Consider the following 17,972-nt stretch of genomic DNA (forward strand, 5'->3'; position numbering starts at 1 on the left):
GGTGGTGCGTGGCGTACGCGGGTGCGTCATGTCGTCGGGGACGCGGGCACGCCGGTGGCGGGCCGCGTCGGGCCGGGAGGCGGCGGACCTGGTCCTGGACGGCGGCCCCGGCCGGGTCGGTTCGTGCCGAGTCGGGGAGCCGCGCCGGTCGGGCCGGTCAGGCCGCGAGGGCGAGGGTGGCCGGGGGGCCGCGCCTGATCACCGTGTGCTGGAGGGCCCCGGCCGCCAGGGCCGAAGGGCCGTCCTCCCGTACACGCGCCGCCCGTGGCCCGGCGCCGAGCAGCGACCGCGCCCCGGCGAGCAGAAGGCGTACGAGAACGAGAGCGGCCCGCAGCGCCCGTACGAGCGCTTCCTCGGCGGCCTCGACGGCGCCGCGCGCCGTGAGCCGGGCCAGCCGGGACAGGCGCAGCAGCGCGAGGTCGCCGCGGCGCAGCAGCCAGCCGGCCGGAAGCGCGGCCAGCAGGTGCGCCAGGACCATTGACAGGCTCGGCAGGACCAGCTGGTCGACGGGTGCCACGGCGACCGGAGCCGGACCGGCCGCGGCCGCGGCGGTGGCCGGGTCGAGGCCCGCCGTCGTCACGATCCGGTGCGCCTCGTCGGCGGTGATCGGCCTGACCGTCCCGCCGCCGCACACCAGCCGGGCGGCCGCCCGGATCAGCGCGTCGTTCGCGGGACCACCGGCACCGGCCGGAGCGGCGTGCTCCTGCCCGATCCCGTAGACCGTGTGGAGGGCCAGCTGTCCGCCCGCCAGGGCCGCCGTGATCGTCGGCAGCGGGCGCTCCCGCCCGGTGAGGGGCAGGGCGAGGACGAGGACGCAGCCGAAGCCGACGGTCAGCGTCCACCAGGGAACCGCCTGTCCGGCTGCCAGGGAGTGCCCGAGCGCGGACAGCACGACGCAGACCGCGGCGAACACCGCGGCCCTGAGCAGCCGTGGACCAGGGGGGACAGACATGGCCGGGCCATCATCCCACCACGCCCCCGCCGCCCCTACGGCAGGTCCGGTACGTCGCCTTTGGCGCCGGAGTCCCGAAAGACACCCCCGCGCTCATACACCGGCGTCCGGAGCAGACGCATCCGCTGATCGAGGGATCGCGCGTCAACCTCATGCTTACGCGCCGGATATGCGGCAATACGTAACGGTACGTCGAGCGCGGCCAGGAGGCTGAAGCATGAGCATCTGGTGGTCCCTCCATTTGCGGCGCGAAGCTGCGAGCGTCCCGCTCGCCCGACGTCTCCTCCTCGGCACGATGGAGACCGCGGGGGTCGATCCCGACACCTCCTACGACCTGTCGCTGGCGCTCGGCGAGGCCTGCGCCAACGCGGTCGAGCACGCCGGGGAAGGATCCGCCGAGTTCCGGGTGACGGCCTACCTGGACGGGGAGAAGTGCCGTATCGAGGTGGCCGACTCCGGGCCGGGTTTCCCGCAGGAGCCGGTGTGCGCCATCACCACGAACACCGTGCCCGTGGACGCGGAGAGCGGCCGCGGGCTCCGGCTGATCGAGGAGCTGGCCGACCACGTTCACTTCGGAAACCGGGCCGGACGCGGCGGCGCCGTCGTGTCCTTCGACAAGAGCGTGAAGTGGCGGGCGGACGCGCCCGTCGCGCTCACCACCTGACCCGACCGGCCCGATACGTGTTTCACGTGAAACCAGCGTCGTGTTTCACGTGAAACAGTGCGGCTCGGCGACCCGGCGACCCGGCGACCCGGCGACCCGGCGACCCGGCGACCCGGGCGCCCCGGGCGCCCCGACGGCTCCGGCGACGCAGCCACCCGGGCGACCAAGTCCCGTTTCACGTGAAACATCCCCCTGCCGGAATGATCCAGCAGGGGGATGTTCTGGTGCGCTCTGCGGAGGCTCAGCCCTTCAGGCTCGCCATCCACGCCTCGACCTCGTCGGACCGGCGCGGAAGCGCGTCCGAGAGGTTCCGGTTGCCGTCCTCGGTCACCAGGATGTCGTCCTCGATCCGGACGCCGATGCCCCGGTACTCCTCCGGCACGGTGAGGTCGTCCGCCTGGAAGTACAGGCCCGGCTCCACCGTCAGGCACATGCCCGGCTCCAGCGTGCCGCCCACGTACGCCTCGGTGCGCGCGGCGGCGCAGTCGTGGACGTCCATGCCGAGCATGTGGCCCGTGCCGTGCAGGGTCCAGCGGCGCTGGAGGCCCAGCTCCAGGACGCGCTCGACCGGGCCCTCCAGCAGGCCCCACTCGACCAGCTTCTCGGCCAGGACGCGCTGCGCGGCGTCGTGGAAGTCGCGGAACGCGGCACCCGGCTTGACGGCCGCGATACCGGCCTCCTGGGCCTCGTACACGGCGTCGTAGATCTTCCGCTGAAGGTCGGTGAACGTGCCGGAGATCGGCAGCGTCCGGGTGACGTCGGCGGTGTACAGCTCGTTCGTCTCGACACCCGCGTCCAGCAGGAGCAGGTCGCCGGGGCGGACCGGGCCGTCGTTGCGGACCCAGTGGAGGGTGCAGGCGTGCGGTCCGGCGGCGCAGATGGAGCCGTAACCGACGTCGTTGCCCTCGACGCGGGCGCGCAGGAAGAACGTGCCCTCGATGTAGCGCTCGGAGGTCGCCTCGGCCTTGTCGAGGACCTTGACCACGTCCTCGAAGCCCCGCGCCGTGGAGGCGCACGCCTTCTCCAGCTCGGCGATCTCGAACTCGTCCTTGACGAGCCGCGCCTCGGAGAGGAAGACCCGTAGCTCCTCGTCCCGCTCGGCGGTGACCTTGTCGGTGAGCGCCTTCTCGACACCGGTGTCGTAACCGCGCACGACGCGCACCGGGCCCGTGGCCTCGGCCAGCTTGCCCGGCAGCTCGCGCACGTCGTCGGTGGGGATGCCGTACAGCGTGGCGGCCTCGCTCAGCGAGTGGCGGCGGCCGACCCAGAGCTCGCCCTGGCCGGACAGCCAGAACTCGCCGTTCTCCCGGTTGGAGCGGGGCAGCAGGTAGAGCGTCGCGTCGTGGCCCTCGCCGTCCTTCCTGGGCTCCAGGACGAGGACGCCGTCCTCGGTCTGGTCGCCGGTGAGGTACGCGTACTCGGTGGCGGCGCGGAAGCTGTATTCCGTGTCGTTCGCGCGGGTCTTCAGGTTGCCCGCGGGGATCACCAGGCGCTCGCCGGGGAAGCGGGCCGAGAGGGCGGCACGGCGCGCGGCCGTGTGGCCGGCCTGGGCGATCGGCCGCAGGTCGCGCAGCTCGGTGTCGGCCCAGCCCGACTTCATGTTCTCGGCGAGCTCGTCGGAGACGCCCGGGTACAGGCCGTTCTTGCGCTGCTTGATCGGCTCTTCGTCGCTTTCCGGGGTTTCCGGAGTGAGCTCATCGGCCACGGGTCCGCCTCCTTCAGGTACGACACTGAACCCCTGCCCCCGGGTCGAGGACCCGGGGTACGTCCACCATCGTACGGGCGTGCGTAAGGACGCCCAGGGGGCAAGCACCTGTCCGTCCGCGCGTGACCGAAAGGGCCCGCCGCAGTCGGCGGGCCCCATGCGTCCCGAAGGGGCCCGGCGGGCCGGGTGCGCCTACTCGAAGCGGGCGGCGAGCATGACGACGTCCTCGTCGTCGCCCGGCGCGGCGTCGTCGTCCCGCGTGCCGAGCACGAGGCGCAGCACGTGGTCCACGATCGCCCCCGGGTCGCCCCGGTCGGCCTTCGGGACGCTCGCCGCCGCCGTGTGCAGCCGGGTGAAGGCGCGGTCGACCGAGCCGCCCATCCGGCGCAGCAGGCCGTCCGTGTACAGCAGCACCGTTTCTCCGGGCTCCACGTCGAGGTCCACGCTCGGCGCCTCCCAGCAGGCGAGCATGTTCAGCGGCGCGGACAGGGACGTCTCGACGTACTCGGTGCGCCGCTCGCCGACGACCAGCGGCGGCGCGTGCCCCGCACCGGCGAGGACCATCCGCCGCCGCACCGGCTCCGCGTACGCGAAGAGGGCCGTCGCGGAGCGCGCGGGCTCGGTCAGCCGCAGCAGCAGCTCCAGGTCGGACAGCACGGCGACCGGGTCCTCGCCCTCCATCACGGCGTACGCGCGCAGGGAGGCCCGCAGCCGGCCCATCGCGGCCAGGGCGCCGGGCCCCGTACCGGACACCGACCCCACGGCGAGGCCAAGGGCGCCCTCCGGCAGCGGCAGGGCGTCGTACCAGTCGCCGCCGCCCAGCGCTCCCGCGACCTGCCGGGCGGCCAGCCGGACGCCGGGGACGCGCGGGAGCCGCGTGGGCAGCAGCTCCTCGGTGAGGGTGGCGATCTCGGCGCGTCCGCGCTCCAGCTCCAGCAGCCGGGCCAGGTGCGCGGAGGCGTACCGCCCGTACAGGCCCACGAGGTGGCGGCGGCGCCCGTCGGGCTCGGCCGGTTCGTCGTACAGCCAGACGGCGGCGCCGAGCCGGCCGTCCCCCTGGGTGGTGAGCGGCACGGCGTAGCTGGCGGCGAAGCCCAGGCGGGCGGCGACCTCGCGGTGGCGGGGGTCCAGGTGCTCGTCGCCGAGGAGGTCGGGAACGGCGACGGCGCCGGGCGCGGCGGTGGGGGTGTCGGCCGCGCCTTCGGCGCCGTGGTCGTACAGGGGACCGTCGTGCGCGGGACGGCCGGGTGAGGGTCGGTCGGGTGAGGGCCGGTCGGGTGAGGTTCGGTCGTCCGCGACGGAGGGACGGGGCTCGGGGAGCGGGCCGCCGGGCAGACCGTCGAGGAGACGCCCGTAGGAGGTGGCGCTGCGGGGGACGGTCTCGATGGTGCCGAGGTCGGCGTGGGCGAGGCCGAGCCCGATGGTGGCGGTGGGGCCGTGGCCGTCGGCCGGTTCGAGGACGGCCATCCCGCGGCGGGCCCCGACCAGGGACGCACCGGCGTTCAGCAGTTCGCGGAGGGCCTCGTCCAGAGTGCCCGTACGGGCGAGGCGTTCGGTGAGTTCGTGGAGGGTCGTCAGGTCGGAGACCCAGCCCGCCAGCCGGTCCTGGATCGGCGTTCCGGTTTCGGACGCCGCGGCGGGGATACCCGGAACCGGCGTCGCAGTGTGGGCAGGAGCCGGAACCGTAGGATCGATTCCGGCCACTTTCGGCAGGTGAGGGGCGCTCATGGCAGCCGGCTTTCCGGCTGCTTCCCGTCGCTCAATAGCATCGCAAACCCCCATGTCAATCCGCATGTCATGCTGCGCCGCTATCAGTGCATCCACATGTACACGTACACGTGAGGGGATGTCCAGCATTGTCCCGCGAGACGCGTGGTGTCTGTGCGATGCTGAACTTGGCCAAAAAATGGCCCCGATGGAGAGGTTTTGCGGTCGACTGAGCGCGTTCGACAAGGGGCACCGCCCGAGGCGACACCAAGCGGACTCGGGGGGCTGCGTCATTCCGAGCGGGCGGGGTACGTCATTCGGTGGAGACCAGGGGAAGTTGGGGCAGGCCCGGAACCCTGCGGGAAGCCCGGACGTCTTCTTCGTCGAGGGCGCGCCCACCTCGGCGGTGCGGATAGCGCCTCGGCGCGCCACTCCTCGCCACGCGTTTGACGGACTCAGCCGACGCCGGCCCCCAACGGTGTTGTCCCACCGCCCGGCATCCCCGCCGGCGGCCGGGCGGCGATTCGCCGCCCCGTACGCACAGTGAAGTATCGCACACGTGTTGTGAATGGACCTCCGGCGTTCAACGGAAAGGAACGAGCGCTCATGCGCGAGATCCTCGGAATGCGACGCAGGCTCCGGTTCGGGCGCAAGAAGGGGCCCGCCCTCCTCGACGCGGCGCTGTGCTGCGCCACCGAGTGGCAGTGGCCCGTACTCCCCGGCGTGGGGCTCAAGGCGACCAAGTCGACCAAGTCAGCGAAGACCGCAAAGGCGGGCAAGGCCGCCAGGGCGGCGAGGACCGGCAGCGAGGCAGGCGGCCAGGGGGACCTGGAGCGCGCCTGCGCCTGCCCCGACCCCGACTGCGTCGTCCCCGGCGCGCACCCCTTCGACCCCGGGCTGCTCGCGGCCACCACCGACGCGCGCATGGTGCGGTGGTGGTGGACGAACCGGCCCGACGCGCCCGTGCTGCTCGCCACCGGCGGCCGCGCCCCGTGCGCGGTGAGCCTCCCGGCCGCCGCCGCGGCGCGGGCCCTGGCCGTACTGGACCGGCACGGTCTGCGGCTCGGCCCCGTGGTGGCGACGCCGACGCGCTGGTCGCTGCTGGTCGCCCCGTACTCCCTGGAGCGGCTCGGTGAGCTGCTGTACGTGAAGGACTGCGTGCCCAGCTCGCTGCGGTTCCACGGCGAGGGCGGCTATCTGGTGCTGCCGCCGTCGGAGACCGGCACGGGCGGGGTGCGCTGGGAGCGTCCGCCGACGCCGGGTGTCACCCCGTGGCTGCCGGACGTCGAGGCGGTCTTGGACGCGCTGGTCGAGGCGAGCACGGGCGCCCCGGGCGGCGGCAGCAGACTGCGGTACTGAGCAAGGCTCGGCGGAGCGGGTGCGGCGGAGCGCGGCGGACGGAATCCTCGCCTCCGGCCGGAAAACCGCTCCGCCCGCGGTTCTGGCCGAAACTGACGGTCCGTCGGATGCCGCCGTCGTCGCCCGCGTCACGCGTTCGGCCCATGCCCTGGTCATCGGCTGGTGAGGCCGAGGGCGCGGGCCCGCGCCGCGGACGCGCGTACGGCACTGCGCGGACGGGCGGAGGGCTGGGCCTCGGCGAAAGCCCCGGGAGTGACGGCTCCGGGCGGCGATGGCCTGCGGCGGGAGATCCTGCGGGCGCGGCGAGGGTCTGCGGGACGAGCCTCGCGGGCGGGGCGCGGACGGCACCGGAAGGCCGGATTCCGCGGAAATGAAAGAACCCGGTCGCTGGCGACGGGGGATGCACCAGCGACCGGGCTTCTAGAACGGTAACAAGAGATCGCCGGTTCGCAAATTCGATCTCTCTTATTTGGACAGTGATTTACCGACGGGTAAGGGTTCGATAAGGAATCGGCCGCGTCGCGCCCACGGCGCCCCGGCCGACCCGTGACCGGCTACGCGACGGGGCCTGCGGCCAGGCCGCCGCCGACCCGGCCGTACCGCTGTCCGCGTCGGCGTCAGGCAGCGTCAGCTGAGCGTGACCTGACGGTTGGTGAGCCCACCGCGCGCCCGCCGCTCGTCCGCCGTCAGCGGCGCGTCCGACGCCAGCGCGCCCGCGAGCCGCTCCGCGAACTCGGCGGCCGGCTTCTCGCAGTCCTCCGCCGACATGGAGCTGGGCAGGTCCCACACCGGGACGACCAGACCGTGCGCCCGGAACGACCCGACGAGGCGCGTGCCCTCGCCCAGCGACGACGTCCCGGCGGCGTGCAGCCGGGCGAGCGCGTCGAGCAGCTGCTCCTCCGGGTGCGGCATGACCCACCGCAGGTGGTTCTTGTCCGGCGTCTCGCACCAGTACGCGGCGTCCACACCCGGCAGCTTCACCGTCGGGATCGCGGCGGCGTTGGCCCGCTCCAGGGACGCGGCCACCTCGGGCGACGCACCGTCCGCCGACTCGGGCACCCAGAACTCGAAGCCCGTGTGGACGACCGGCTCGAAGCCCGCCTCCGCGTCGAGGAGGTCCTGGAGCCGCGGCCCCTCCGCGGGCACCCGGCGGGCGGCGACCGGCGTGCCCGGCTCGGCCTCCAGCGCCCGCTGGAGCGTGTCCGCCAGGTCGCGGCTCAGGTCGCCGGACGACGTGTCGTTCTGGAGCGCCAGCAGGACCGAGCCGTCGTCGCGGCGCAGCGCGGGCCACGCCATCGGCAGCACGGTCGCCAGCGTGACGGAGGGCACGCCCTCGGGCAGCCCGCCCTTCAGCCGCAGCGGCGCGGTCGCCGCCGGCACCAGCTCGCGCAGCGCGACCCAGTCGCACTCACCGGCCAGGCCCTCGAAGGGACGCTGGACGAGTTCGGTCACCGCGTGCGCGGCGGCCCGGCCGTGGCAGGCCTTGTAGCGGCGGCCCGAACCGCACGGGCAGGGCTCACGGGCGCCGACGACCGGCACCTCCCCGTTCGTCACCTGCGGTGCGCCGGCGGCCTTCTTCTGGGGGCGCTTCTTGGCCATGGGTGGGTCTCCCGTTGGAACGCGGTCGTCTGTCGGCCGCGAGCCTAGTCGTACGGGAGGTCCGTGGGCTTCAGGCCAGGTCCTCGTACGCGTCCAGGAATCCCAGATCGCCCAGCAGCGGTGCCGCGCTCCCCGCCGCGGCCCCGCCCTCGCCGCCCACGCGCGCGCGGCGGCTGCCGTTCACGCGGGGGAATGCCGGGGCGGCCCGCCCGTCGCGCTGGCCGGTGACGCGCGTAGCGACACCGTCATGGCGCGGCGGCGCCCCCGCGACGAGGACCCACACCGTGACCTCGCCGGAAGCACTGTCGCGTACGCCCCAGTCCTGGGCGAGCGCGTTGATGATGTTGAGCCCCCGGCCGCCGCGAGCGGTGACCGAAGGTTTCGAGGGAACGGGCCGCGTCGGACCACCCCCGTCGGTCACCTCGACGGTCAGGGCGCCCTGGGCGTCGACGCGCCAGGCGGCCCGGACGGCTCCCTCGCCGACCTCGGCGGCGTCCAGCGGCCTGCCGTGCCGGCAGGAGTTGCTGAGCAGTTCCGAAAGGATCAGTACGGCGTCGTCGACGACCGACTCCGAGACGCCGCTGCGCCGCAGCTGCTCCCGCATGCGGTGCCTCGCCTCGCCCACGCCCGCAGGGCCATGGGGTACGGCCATGCTCGACGACGTGGGCACTTCCTGTGCCACCACCAACGCCACCCCCGAGACCTCCTTCGCCCCACGCCACGGTGTGAATGCCCTCCTGGCCTGGACCGGAAACCGGCCAGTCCACATACAGTGACGCATTCGACACGGGCCGCCACGGAGTGAACGCGCCGGAGCACTCCCCGTGACTACTGAGGCCTACGGCCCAGTTGGGACAGGACCTGTTTGGGGCGGTTCGTGATGATGGCGTCCACGCCGAGGCGGGCGCAGAGGTCCACGTCCTCGGGCGCGTCCACCGTCCATACGTGGACCTGGAGACCGGCCTCGTGGAGGCGCTCGACGTACGCGGGGTGGTTCCGGATGATCCGGATGGACGGCCCGGCGATCCGGGCGCCCGCGGGGAGGCGGCCCTCGCGCACCCGGGGCGCGACGAACTGCGTGAGGTAGACGGTCGGGACGCTCGGCACGGCCGCCGCCACCCGGTGCAGCGACCGGGGCGAGAAGCTCATGATCCGTACGGCCGACTCGGCGGGGGCCGGCGGGTCGGCGAGGCCGAACCGGCGCAGCAGCTGGACCAGCCGCTCCTCCACCTGGCCCCGCCAGCGGGTCGGGTGCTTCGTCTCGATGGCCAGCTCGACGCGGCGGCCCGCGTCCGCGACGAGCTCAAGGAGCCGCTCCAGCGTGAGGACCGAGGTGTACCCGGGGTCGTCCCAGTCCGGGCTCTCGGGGCTGTCCTTCCAGTCGCGCCAGGAGCCGAAGTCGAGCGCGGCCAGATCGGCCAGCTCCAGCGCGGAGACCGCGCCGCGGCCGTTGGAGGTGCGGTTCACGCGGCGGTCGTGCACGCAGACGAGATGGCCGTCCGCGGTGAGCCGGACATCGCACTCCAGGGCGTCCGCCCCGTCCTCGATCGCCTTCACGTAGGCGGCGAGAGTGTGCTCCGGCGCGTCCTCGGAGGCGCCCCGGTGGGCGACGACTTGGATCGTGTGCTGGCGTGCGTGGGTCACCGCGTCATGGTGCCATCGTTCGGCCGGTGGGAGGAGTCCGTCCGGTGCGCTTCGGCCGCATCGGAGTGTGTCCGTATTGTCGGAGATAAGGGAGGGGTGGCGGACGCACAGGTCCCGCTTACAGTGGCCTGACGAGCGGTAGGAAAAGCTGAGTGCGGAGACTGCACGGCGGGCTCGTGGACATACGACGTGGATTGATACCGAGGAGATCGAGCTGTGAGCACCGAGAACGAGGGCACCGCGGTTCCGTCCGCCCCCGACGCCCCGTCCGCGTCCGCTCCGGAGGGCACCCCGGCGCACCCCACGGCGTCCACGCCCCCGGCGAGCGAGGCGGGACGGACGCCGCACGAGACGGGACAGACGCCACCCGAGGCGGCGGGCCAGGACCGGGCCGTACCGCCATCCCCCGCGCCCGCGTCGCCGGAGCCCCCCGCACACTTGGCACACTCCGCGCCCTCCGCACCATCCGCGCCGAAGGACCCGGCTCCCCCCGCGCCGATGGCACCCCCGCCCCCGGCCGCGCCGCCCGCCTACCCGCCGTACGCCACCCCGGGCGACCCCCACGCCGCACACGCCACCCAGGCGTACGCCCACACCCCGGCGGCCGACGGCGGATGGGGCACGCACACCCCGCCGCCCCCGGCACACCCCGCACCGCGCAAGCGCCGCGCGGGCGGGCTCGTCGCGGCGGCCCTGGTCGGGGCCCTCGCGGCGGGCGGGGTCGGCGGCGGCATCGGCTACTGGGCGGCGGAGCGCAACGACAGCGGGTTCTCCTCCACCACCGTCTCCGTCGGCGACACGCCCGCCGACTTCAAGCGCGAGCCGGGCACGGTCGCGGCGGTCGCCGCGAAGGCGCTGCCGAGCGTCGTCACGATCGAGGCGAAGGCCGGCGGCTCGGAGAGCGAGGGCGGTACGGGCACGGGCTTCGTGTACGACAAGGAAGGCCACATCCTCACCAACAACCACGTGGTCGCGTCGGCGGCCGACGGCGGTACGGTCACGGCCACGTTCTCGGACGGCAGGAAGTTCGACGCCGAGGTGGTCGGCCGCGCGCAGGGGTACGACGTGGCCGTACTGAAGCTGCGCAACGCCCCGTCGGGCCTCGCGCCGCTGCCGCTGGGCAACTCCGAGAAGGTGCTCGTGGGCGACTCGACCATCGCGATCGGCGCGCCCTTCGGCCTGTCGAACACGGTGACGACCGGCATCATCAGCGCCAAGAACCGCCCGGTCGCGTCCAGCGACGGGTCCGGCGGCAAGAACTCGTACATGAGTGCCCTCCAGACGGACGCGTCGATCAACCCCGGCAACTCCGGCGGCCCCCTGCTGGACGGCCGGGGCGCGGTCATCGGCATCAACTCGGCGATCCAGTCGCCCGGTTCGGGCGGCATCGGCCAGTCCCAGGCGGGCTCGGTCGGCCTCGGCTTCGCGATTCCGATCAACCAGGCGAAGAACGTCGCCGAGCAGCTCATCAAGACGGGCCAGCCGGTCTACCCGATGATCGGCGCGACGGTGAACATGTCGGAGGAGGGCGACGGCGCCATGATCGTCGAGGAGGGCACGGGCGGTACGCCGTCCATCACCCCCGACGGCCCCGCCGCCAAGGCCGGCCTGCGCCCGGGCGACGTGATCACCCGCTTCGGCAACCGCATCATCGACAGCGGCCCGACGCTCATCAGCGAGATCTGGACCCACCAGCCCGGCGACACGGTCACCCTGACCTACAAGCGAGGCGGCCAGGAGAAGCAGACCCAGGTGACCCTCGGCGAACGCAAGGGCGACTGACCCCCGCCCCTCGGCCGGGCGGCGGGCCCCTCTGCCCGGTCTCACCCGCCATCCCGCCTCAGCCGGTAGTCTGTAGCCCGCTCCGCGCAGGCCGAGGCGGAGCGAGGGTGGGTTGCCCGAGCGGCCTAAGGGAACGGTCTTGAAAACCGTCGTGGCGCGAGCCACCGTGGGTTCAAATCCCACACCCACCGCGCATGTGAACGGCCCCTGACCACGCCATATGGTCAGGGGCCACGTTCATGGTGAAGCCCTGTGGCTGACTGGTGCTCCCCCCTGCTTACCGGTAGATCGGGCACGCGTGGGGCATGGCTTGAATCAGCGATCTCGCAGAGCACTCGCGATCTGCGTGCCAGCATCGCGGATCGCCTCGGCCACCTCCAGCAGCCCGCTTGTCACCGCTGCGAGACCGTAACCGAGTGCATTGCCTTCCCGGTTCTGTACGGCGGCTTCGGATCGCTCATCTGCGATTGTCTCGTTGATCCCGGCCAAGCTGACTCCTTAGTCACGCGATGTGAGCTGGAGCTACCTACCTCGCGGTGGACACGTTCATTCTTCCGCTGCCGTGAATGGCTCGTTCCCATCACATCGGTCCGATGTACTGCCGGGCCTCGCCCACCACTTACCTCAGCTTCCATCCCGTCCGCCGTCGGCCCACACACCGTGGAGCGGGCGCGGTGCCGGGCGTCCAGGTGGAGCGCGCCACTGTACGAACGACCTGGACGCCCGGTGCCGTGTCTGCTCGGCTCTGCCTGGGTCGTCGGTGGACGGGATGGAAGCTCCCCACGCACGCCCCCACGAACCCGCAGCCGCAAGCGGCGCCCCCGCCATCCCGGGGCCGGCCGGTTCCCCGCCGGAGGCATCAGGTTCTGACCGCGACCCGCGACATGCGGTGCTCGACTCATGGCCACCGGCCCTGTCCACACGTGGGCGCGCGTCGGCGCAGCGCGGGCGGAGCGGGCCGGAGGCAGGAGCGGCGCCCGGCGCGGAGCCGGGAGCGCGCCCGGCGGAGCGGAGCGCAGCCGGGTGCCTTGATGAGGTAGAGAAACCTGTAACAGGTCTCCGCTGGTCCTCGGCTACGCCGTGGTGAGTGCGTCGGCGATGGCGTGCATGTCGTCCGTGATGGCGTCGGCTTGCGCCTCCGCGAAAAGGTCGGCCTTGTGGGGCTTGTTGGCGTAGCCGATGGCGGTCGTCCCGGTTGCGTGGGCGGCCTGGATGTCTGTGAGCGAGTCACCGATCAGGGTGCAGTTCGTGACGTCCATGTGCATCTGCTCGGCCGCTGTGATGAGCGGGAACGGGTTGGGCTTCATCAGGTGGGGCTGCCCGGTGGGTCGGCCGATGATCCGTGCGACGTACTCCTCTAGCCCGTGTGCCTCCAAGAAGCGCTGAACGCACTCGGCGGAGTTGTTGCTCACCACCGCCACCGCCCGCCCCGAAGAATTCACCGCCCGGAGCGCTTCCGCCGCTCCCGGCGTCGGCGGGCCCGCCACCGCGACGGCTTCCACCTCCGCCGCCGTCAAAGCCGCCTCCACCTCCTGGCCCAACCCGGCGTCGGCCTCGTGCGCGATGCGCAGAACCTCGATCGGGTCGTCCGTCTCGGCGGCCTTCGCGCCCGCGGCTGCGTCCTTGGAGGCCAGTAGCGTGGCGAGCTGCTTGGCGACTTCCGAAGCAGGGAGCCCGGCGAACACGTCACACACGGGTCCGTCGAAGTCAAAGAAGACCACGCCCGCGTTGGCCAGGATCTCAGGGAGTCGGTCATCGTGCGTCAAGGTCGAAGTCCCTTCCGATCGTCTCCCAGACGCTGTTGAACCACATGCCTGCCTGCTGGACCTGCTGGGCCCCACTGGACGACTCGCCATCGTTGATCGAGTGGTGGAAGAGCGTCGCGTCCTTGCCCACGAGGTCGTAGATCTCGATCGTCTCGCCTTGGGCGACGACCTTGTTGGGACGGATCGGGTAGTAGCCGAAGAACGCATCCTCGCCGTTGATCACGTACAGCTTGAAGAACTGCGTGCCGCTGTGGACGCGGACGTTGATCCGGGTCTCGGCAACCAGCCCCAGGTGCTCCAACTCGGTGATCGCATCCCGGATGCTGCGGGTGTAGCCGACCATGATGTCGTGCATGCGGTCTCGCAGCCGCTTGTCATCCGCCCCGTCCGCCATCCGTACCGGGGCGGCCTGCGGTACCGACATGTCCGGGACGAGTATCCGCATGGTGATGCTCGACGGGGTCAGCCTGCCGATGCGGATCTTGTCGAGTGGCTCTTGCAGTGCACCGTGCAGGGTCTCGCTGGAGAATCCCGCGAAGTCGATGGTGACGTGATCCTTCGCGAAAGCCTGCTCGACGTAGGGCCGTAGCCCCGCCGGCCTCTCCGTCCGGTTGCGGACGTAGACCCCGCTTCCCTTGCGGGAGACCACGAGTCCCTCATCTTCGAGATCCCGCAACGCGCGCTGGATCGTTGCCCGCGCGAAGCCGTACAGCTCCGTCAGCTCCTTTTGGGACGGAAGCTTCTCACCGGGGGCCAGCCGACGGGTCCGGATGGCGGCTCCAAGACTGCTGGCCACCTGCTCGTAGGGCGCTCGGTCGTCGTCTGGGTCGAGGGGCTCGGGGACAAAGGTCATGAGGTTGATGGTAGGCGAGTCGCCTCAAGCAAGACAGCCAAGGCAGTCATGTTGTTGACATGGCTAGCCATCTCCTTTAGCTTCGAGATGTGACCAACAGGGATAGCCAAGTTGGTCATCTAGGGCCTTCCTGCCATCTCGAAGGAGCAAGCATGCCGTCGTTCAAGATCGATCTTTCGACTGCCGTGGTGTTCGTGGCGACCGCGCCGACGCCGAAGCTGGTGAACAAGCAGACGGGTGAGGTGGCGATGGACCGGGAAACCGGTGCTCCGCTGGCGACCGTGGGTCTGCTGATCTCCGACGAGGGCGAGGGGAACCTGTACCAGGTGACCGTCCCGCAGACGGGTGTGCCGGAGAACCTGACGCCGGGCATGCCGGTGTCGGTGGTCGGGCTGAAGGCGCGGGACTGGGAGAACACGTTCAACGGGCAGACGCGGCACGGGATCTCGTTCCGCGCCGTCGCCATCACGCCGGGGGCGTGATCATGTCGGACCTCGTCACTGCTCTGGAGGTGACCGGCGCGTTAGGCGCCGCTGGTGGCCTCGGATACGCGAAGGCTCGTGCGCCGCGTGTGTTCTGGTCGCTGGTGGGCCTGCCGGTCGCCAGGGTGCGGTTCATGGTCACGTACCGGGCGACGATGGACGTGTGCGGTCTGACGGTTCAGCCGTCCCGGCTCCGCGCGTTCATGGTCCGCAACGTGGCCCGCCGCCCGGACGTCCAGCCGGTCCCGCCCCAGGTGCGGCGGGTGCGTGGCTCGTCCACCGGCATGAATGTGACCCTGCGTCTCCCGGCTGGTCTTGAGCCCGCCGACGTGGCTGCCGCCTCGGAGCGGCTGCGGCACGCCTGGGGTGTCCACTCCGTGCACGTCATCGAGACGAAGCCCGGTTTCATCGAACTGCGGATGACCGGCTATGACGTGCTGCGGCGGGTGAGGATGCCGCGCCGACTGCCCCGTGGCCTCGCGGCCGGGCCGCTGGTGGTTCCCGTGGCGCTGCGGGAGGACGGCACGGCGTTCGTACGGGACTACCGCAAGATCCCGCACGCGCTGACGCTGGGCGCGAACCAGTCCGGCAAGTCGATGTACCAGCGCAACCTGATAGCCGGGCTGGCGAAGCTGCCCGTGGGTCTGGTCGGGATCGACTGCAAGCGCGGGGTCGAACAGCGCGGTTACGCGCCCCGGCTCTCCGCGTTCGCCGTCACCCCCGATGAGGCGTCGGGCCTGCTGGATGCCCTGGTGGGCGAGATGGAAGACCGCTTCGACCTGCTGAGCGAGTACGGCGTTGCCGACCTGTGGGACCTTCCCGCTCGGGTGCGCCCGGTGCCGCTGGTCGTGCTCGTGGACGAGGTCGCGGAGCTGTTCCTCACGGCGGTGAAGAAGGACGAGGAACGGCGGGACCGGATGGTCATGCAGATGATCCGCCTCGCGCAGATGGCCCGCGCGGTCGGCATCTACCTGGAGGTGTGCGGCCAGCGGTTCGGCTCCGAACTCGGCAAGGGCGCCACCATGCTCCGCGCCCAGCTCACCGGCCGCACAGTGCACCGCGTCAACGACAAGCAGACCGCCGAGATGGGCTTGGGCGACATCGCCCCGGACGCCGTCTTCGCCGTCACGACGATCCCGCCGGACCGCCCCGGCGTCGCGGTGGCCGGTGACTCCTCCGGCCGCTGGTCCCGCATCCGTACCCCTGCGATGACGCCGACCGAAGCCGTCGCCGTCTGCCGCCAGTACGCGCACCTGACCCCGCACATTCCGGCCCTTGAGCCGTTCCGGCCGGTCATCCCCGCCGAGCCCGCTCAGGTCATGGCGCCGCTGGTCAAGCCCATGCCGGTCACCGAGTAGTTCCCCGTCCTCCACGGTCGGTGCGACCGCATCCCGCGCCAGGTCCCTACCCCGCCCATGCCCGAAACCGGAAGGAACCGCCATGGCCACCACGAAGAAGCCCCCGGCACCGCGCCGCCGCCCGCCCAAGAAGCCCGCCCCGGTCCCGCCGCCCTGTGGCACGTGCGCGGGGACGGGGGAGACCACGACGGCTGTCCGGGTCGGTCGTAAGCGGCGGGACATCGGCGCCATCCAGTCCGCGTTGTGCCCGGACTGCTTCGGCACCGGCACCGCCTGACCAGAAAGGAAGTCCCCCGTGCTCCGCTCCCTTCGCGTGGACGCCGTGCTGGTGCAAGCCGTGATCGCTGGTGCGCTGTCCTTCGCGCACCTGCACGACCTGGCCGAAGCCGCCGGGCAGGACGGGTGGAAGGCGTGGGCCTACCCGGTCAGTGTCGATCTGCTGTTGGTGGCGGCCTGGCGCCGGATGCGCAAGCAGGGGGACAACCGCGCCGCCTGGGTGTGGTTCGTCATCGCCCTCACGGCCTCCCTCGGTGCGAACGTCGCCACCGCCGGACTGCTCGACCTGAACGACGTACCCGCCTGGCTGCGCATCCTCGTCGCCGGGTGGCCCGCGCTCGCCTTCCTCGGCGGCACCCTCCTCGTCCACGCACCCAAGCCCACCGAGGACGAACCGACCACACCCCCGGCACCGGTCACTGAACCGGACCGCCTTGCTCCGACGTCGGCCCCAGAGCCGATCACCCTCGAACGGAGCCCCGACCCGGAACCGGAGCCGGAGCCGGTCGCGGTCGAACACGCCCCGGACCCCGTACCGGAACTGCCCGCACCCGCACCCGCACCTGCTCCTGCGGCTGCCGTGCCGGTACCGCCCGCGCTCCTCGACCACGCCCGCAAGGTCGCCGACGCCCACCGCACACGGACCGGGACGCCGATCGACCCGGACACGCTGCGCGCCCGCCTCGGCGTCCCCGCACCGCTGGCCGACTCCATCGCCGCCCAACTCGCCTGACCAGAAAGGAGGCACCCCCATGGCGCGTCCCAACCGCTTCTACGACGTGATCCGTATCGGCCCGGTCCAGGTCGGCAGCCACTACGACGGCCGTGGCCGGACCAAGCACACCGCCGTGTGCACGGCCCCCGGCTGCGACTTCTCCGCCGACTACCACCACCGCCCCGCCGCCGAACTCGCCGCCCGCACCCACCGCTGCAACGCCTGAGAGGAGACACCCCTCGTGTTCACCCCGAAGTACCCGCCGCCCGACACCGCCACCGCCCCGCCCATGACGCCGCAGCCCCTCAGCGACACGGCCCCGGTCGTCCCGGCCCCGGTCCCCGCCCCGGTGCCGCAGACCCGCGCCGCCGCGTCCCGGACCACCGTCCAGCTCACGCCCGGCACGGTCGTGGGCGTTGCCGCCGGGGGAACCGCGGTTGTCCTCGTGGTCGGCGCGGTCCTGGTCTCCATGCTCCTGGCCGTCGCCGTCACCGCCGCGTCGGTCGCCGTCTGCGCCGTGGTCCTGCGCACCCTGCTCGCCCAGTCCGGCAAGGAGCGCTGAGCGGCATGGACCTGCCCCTGATCGCCACGGCGTTACCGGCCCTCGGGTGGGCCATCCACGGCGGTGTGCTGGCTCGCCGCCTGGCCGAGGCTCGCCGCGACCCGCTCACCGGCCTGCACACCCGCGCCGGATGGACCACCCGCGCCGAGCGCATCCTGTCCACGTCCCCCGCCGCGCTGGTGCTGCTGGTGGACCTGGACGACTTCAAGGCCATCAACGACACCCACGGCCACGCGGCCGGTGACGCGGTCCTCGTCGCGACCGCCGACCGCCTGTCCGCCTGGTGCGGCCGGACCGGCATCCCCGCCCGCCTCGGCGGCGACGAGTTCACCGCCATCACGCGCCACACCCTCGACACCGACGCCCTGCGGGTCGCGCTCAACCAGCCCGTTGACCACGCCGGAACGCGCATCCCGGTCGGCGCCTCCGTCGGTGTCTGCCACCGCACCGACCTGCCGTTGCCGTCTCTCACCGACGCCCTGTCCGCCGCCGACGCCGCCATGTACCGGGCCAAGGGCCACGGCAGGCGCAACACCCACCACCGCTGA

At 72.4% G+C, this 17,972-nt stretch carries 19 protein-coding genes and 1 tRNA gene; 11 read left to right on the forward strand and 9 right to left on the reverse strand.

The annotated features are described in order from the left end of the window. Positions 1-157: 157 nt before the first annotated feature. Positions 158-952 (reverse strand): hypothetical protein, encoded by a 795-nt coding sequence (locus J116_RS14325; RefSeq protein ID WP_023587756.1) that lies wholly within the window; start codon positions 950-952, stop codon positions 158-160. Between the two features lie 217 nt (positions 953-1,169). On the opposite strand from J116_RS14325, the gene J116_RS14330 reads away from it, so the two are divergent. Next, complete coding sequence (locus J116_RS14330; RefSeq protein ID WP_028964050.1) at positions 1,170-1,616, forward strand: ATP-binding protein; 447 nt, start codon at positions 1,170-1,172, stop codon at positions 1,614-1,616. 241 nt (positions 1,617-1,857) lie between these two features. On the opposite strand, the gene J116_RS14335 is transcribed toward J116_RS14330, so the two are convergent. After that, a complete protein-coding gene (locus J116_RS14335; RefSeq protein ID WP_023587758.1) occupies positions 1,858-3,321 on the reverse strand; it encodes an aminopeptidase P family protein in 1,464 nt (487 codons plus the stop codon). A gap of 192 nt (positions 3,322-3,513) precedes the next feature. After that, entirely contained in the window at positions 3,514-5,178 is a 1,665-nt protein-coding gene (locus tag J116_RS14340) for a PP2C family protein-serine/threonine phosphatase (RefSeq protein ID WP_079147729.1), read from the reverse strand. A 456-nt stretch (positions 5,179-5,634) separates the two neighbouring features. Here J116_RS14340 and J116_RS14345 point away from each other — a divergent pair, with 456 nt between their 5' ends. Further along, complete coding sequence (locus J116_RS14345; protein ID WP_023587760.1) at positions 5,635-6,387, forward strand: bifunctional DNA primase/polymerase; 753 nt, start codon at positions 5,635-5,637, stop codon at positions 6,385-6,387. Between the two features lie 627 nt (positions 6,388-7,014). Here J116_RS14345 and J116_RS14350 read toward each other — a convergent pair. The 3 genes from J116_RS14350 to J116_RS14360 form a co-directional block, all read right to left on the reverse strand. Next, entirely contained in the window at positions 7,015-7,986 is a 972-nt protein-coding gene (locus J116_RS14350; RefSeq protein WP_023587761.1) for a DUF5926 family protein, read from the reverse strand. Positions 7,987-8,056: 70 nt separating this feature from the next. Beyond that, positions 8,057-8,767: an ATP-binding protein gene (locus J116_RS28580; RefSeq protein ID WP_079147730.1), complete on the reverse strand. Its 711-nt coding sequence runs from the start codon at positions 8,765-8,767 to the stop codon at positions 8,057-8,059. Positions 8,768-8,814: 47 nt separating this feature from the next. Further along, a complete protein-coding gene (locus J116_RS14360; protein WP_023587763.1) occupies positions 8,815-9,630 on the reverse strand; it encodes a glycerophosphodiester phosphodiesterase in 816 nt (271 codons plus the stop codon). Between the two features lie 216 nt (positions 9,631-9,846). On the opposite strand from J116_RS14360, the gene J116_RS14365 reads away from it, so the two are divergent. After that, complete coding sequence (locus tag J116_RS14365) at positions 9,847-11,412, forward strand: S1C family serine protease (RefSeq protein ID WP_023587764.1); 1,566 nt, start codon at positions 9,847-9,849, stop codon at positions 11,410-11,412. A 106-nt stretch (positions 11,413-11,518) separates the two neighbouring features. Then, positions 11,519-11,603: transfer RNA gene (locus J116_RS14370), tRNA-Ser, on the forward strand. Between the two features lie 124 nt (positions 11,604-11,727). Here the strand turns inward: J116_RS14370 and J116_RS29910 are convergent. The 3 genes from J116_RS29910 to J116_RS14380 form a co-directional block, all read right to left on the reverse strand. Beyond that, positions 11,728-11,901: a hypothetical protein gene (locus J116_RS29910; protein ID WP_161492117.1), complete on the reverse strand. Its 174-nt coding sequence runs from the start codon at positions 11,899-11,901 to the stop codon at positions 11,728-11,730. A 584-nt stretch (positions 11,902-12,485) separates the two neighbouring features. Continuing rightward, positions 12,486-13,178: an HAD family hydrolase gene (locus tag J116_RS14375; protein WP_023587765.1), complete on the reverse strand. Its 693-nt coding sequence runs from the start codon at positions 13,176-13,178 to the stop codon at positions 12,486-12,488. Further along, on the reverse strand, positions 13,165-14,031 hold the full coding sequence (locus J116_RS14380) for a GntR family transcriptional regulator (protein ID WP_023587766.1): 867 nt from the start codon (positions 14,029-14,031) through the stop codon (positions 13,165-13,167). Before J116_RS14380 ends, J116_RS14375 begins: the two co-directional genes overlap by 14 nt. A 152-nt stretch (positions 14,032-14,183) precedes the next feature. On the opposite strand from J116_RS14380, the gene J116_RS14385 reads away from it, so the two are divergent. The 7 genes from J116_RS14385 (at position 14,184) to J116_RS14415 (ending at position 17,972) form a co-directional block, all read left to right on the forward strand. After that, positions 14,184-14,513 carry an SCO3933 family regulatory protein gene (locus tag J116_RS14385; protein WP_023587767.1) on the forward strand — a complete coding sequence of 110 codons (330 nt, stop codon included), beginning with the start codon at positions 14,184-14,186 and terminating at the stop codon, positions 14,511-14,513. A gap of 2 nt (positions 14,514-14,515) precedes the next feature. Then, positions 14,516-15,871, forward strand: a complete 1,356-nt coding sequence (locus J116_RS14390) for an FtsK/SpoIIIE domain-containing protein (RefSeq protein WP_028964052.1) — start codon at positions 14,516-14,518, stop codon at positions 15,869-15,871. 82 nt (positions 15,872-15,953) lie between these two features. Next, complete coding sequence (locus J116_RS14395) at positions 15,954-16,148, forward strand: hypothetical protein (RefSeq protein ID WP_028964053.1); 195 nt, start codon at positions 15,954-15,956, stop codon at positions 16,146-16,148. An 18-nt stretch (positions 16,149-16,166) separates the two neighbouring features. Next, positions 16,167-16,880, forward strand: coding sequence for a DUF2637 domain-containing protein (locus tag J116_RS14400; RefSeq protein ID WP_028964054.1), 714 nt, complete (start codon positions 16,167-16,169; stop codon positions 16,878-16,880). A gap of 19 nt (positions 16,881-16,899) precedes the next feature. After that, positions 16,900-17,088 carry a mobile element transfer protein gene (locus J116_RS14405; RefSeq protein WP_023587769.1) on the forward strand — a complete coding sequence of 63 codons (189 nt, stop codon included), beginning with the start codon at positions 16,900-16,902 and terminating at the stop codon, positions 17,086-17,088. A 15-nt stretch (positions 17,089-17,103) separates the two neighbouring features. Then, positions 17,104-17,424 carry a hypothetical protein gene (locus tag J116_RS14410; RefSeq protein WP_023587770.1) on the forward strand — a complete coding sequence of 107 codons (321 nt, stop codon included), beginning with the start codon at positions 17,104-17,106 and terminating at the stop codon, positions 17,422-17,424. A gap of 5 nt (positions 17,425-17,429) precedes the next feature. Beyond that, positions 17,430-17,972: a GGDEF domain-containing protein gene (locus J116_RS14415; protein ID WP_023587771.1), complete on the forward strand. Its 543-nt coding sequence runs from the start codon at positions 17,430-17,432 to the stop codon at positions 17,970-17,972.

The organism is Streptomyces thermolilacinus SPC6 (assembly GCF_000478605.2).
Taxonomy (GTDB): Bacteria; Actinomycetota; Actinomycetes; order Streptomycetales; family Streptomycetaceae; genus Streptomyces; species Streptomyces thermolilacinus.

What these genes read in the sequence shown, in the direction of transcription:
- J116_RS14325 (WP_023587756.1), bottom strand. Translation starts at nt 952, where the DNA reads ATGTCTGTCCCCCCTGGTCCACGGCTGCTCAGGGCCGCGGTGTTCGCC.
- J116_RS14330 (WP_028964050.1), top strand. Translation starts at nt 1,170, where the DNA reads ATGAGCATCTGGTGGTCCCTCCATTTGCGGCGCGAAGCTGCGAGCGTC.
- J116_RS14340 (WP_079147729.1), bottom strand. Translation starts at nt 5,178, where the DNA reads ATGCTGGACATCCCCTCACGTGTACGTGTACATGTGGATGCACTGATA.
- J116_RS14345 (WP_023587760.1), top strand. Translation starts at nt 5,635, where the DNA reads ATGCGCGAGATCCTCGGAATGCGACGCAGGCTCCGGTTCGGGCGCAAG.
- J116_RS14350 (WP_023587761.1), bottom strand. Translation starts at nt 7,986, where the DNA reads ATGGCCAAGAAGCGCCCCCAGAAGAAGGCCGCCGGCGCACCGCAGGTG.
- J116_RS28580 (WP_079147730.1), bottom strand. Translation starts at nt 8,767, where the DNA reads ATGCGTCACTGTATGTGGACTGGCCGGTTTCCGGTCCAGGCCAGGAGG.
- J116_RS14380 (WP_023587766.1), bottom strand. Translation starts at nt 14,031, where the DNA reads ATGACCTTTGTCCCCGAGCCCCTCGACCCAGACGACGACCGAGCGCCC.
- J116_RS14385 (WP_023587767.1), top strand. Translation starts at nt 14,184, where the DNA reads ATGCCGTCGTTCAAGATCGATCTTTCGACTGCCGTGGTGTTCGTGGCG.
- J116_RS14390 (WP_028964052.1), top strand. Translation starts at nt 14,516, where the DNA reads ATGTCGGACCTCGTCACTGCTCTGGAGGTGACCGGCGCGTTAGGCGCC.
- J116_RS14395 (WP_028964053.1), top strand. Translation starts at nt 15,954, where the DNA reads ATGGCCACCACGAAGAAGCCCCCGGCACCGCGCCGCCGCCCGCCCAAG.
- J116_RS14405 (WP_023587769.1), top strand. Translation starts at nt 16,900, where the DNA reads ATGGCGCGTCCCAACCGCTTCTACGACGTGATCCGTATCGGCCCGGTC.
- J116_RS14415 (WP_023587771.1), top strand. Translation starts at nt 17,430, where the DNA reads ATGGACCTGCCCCTGATCGCCACGGCGTTACCGGCCCTCGGGTGGGCC.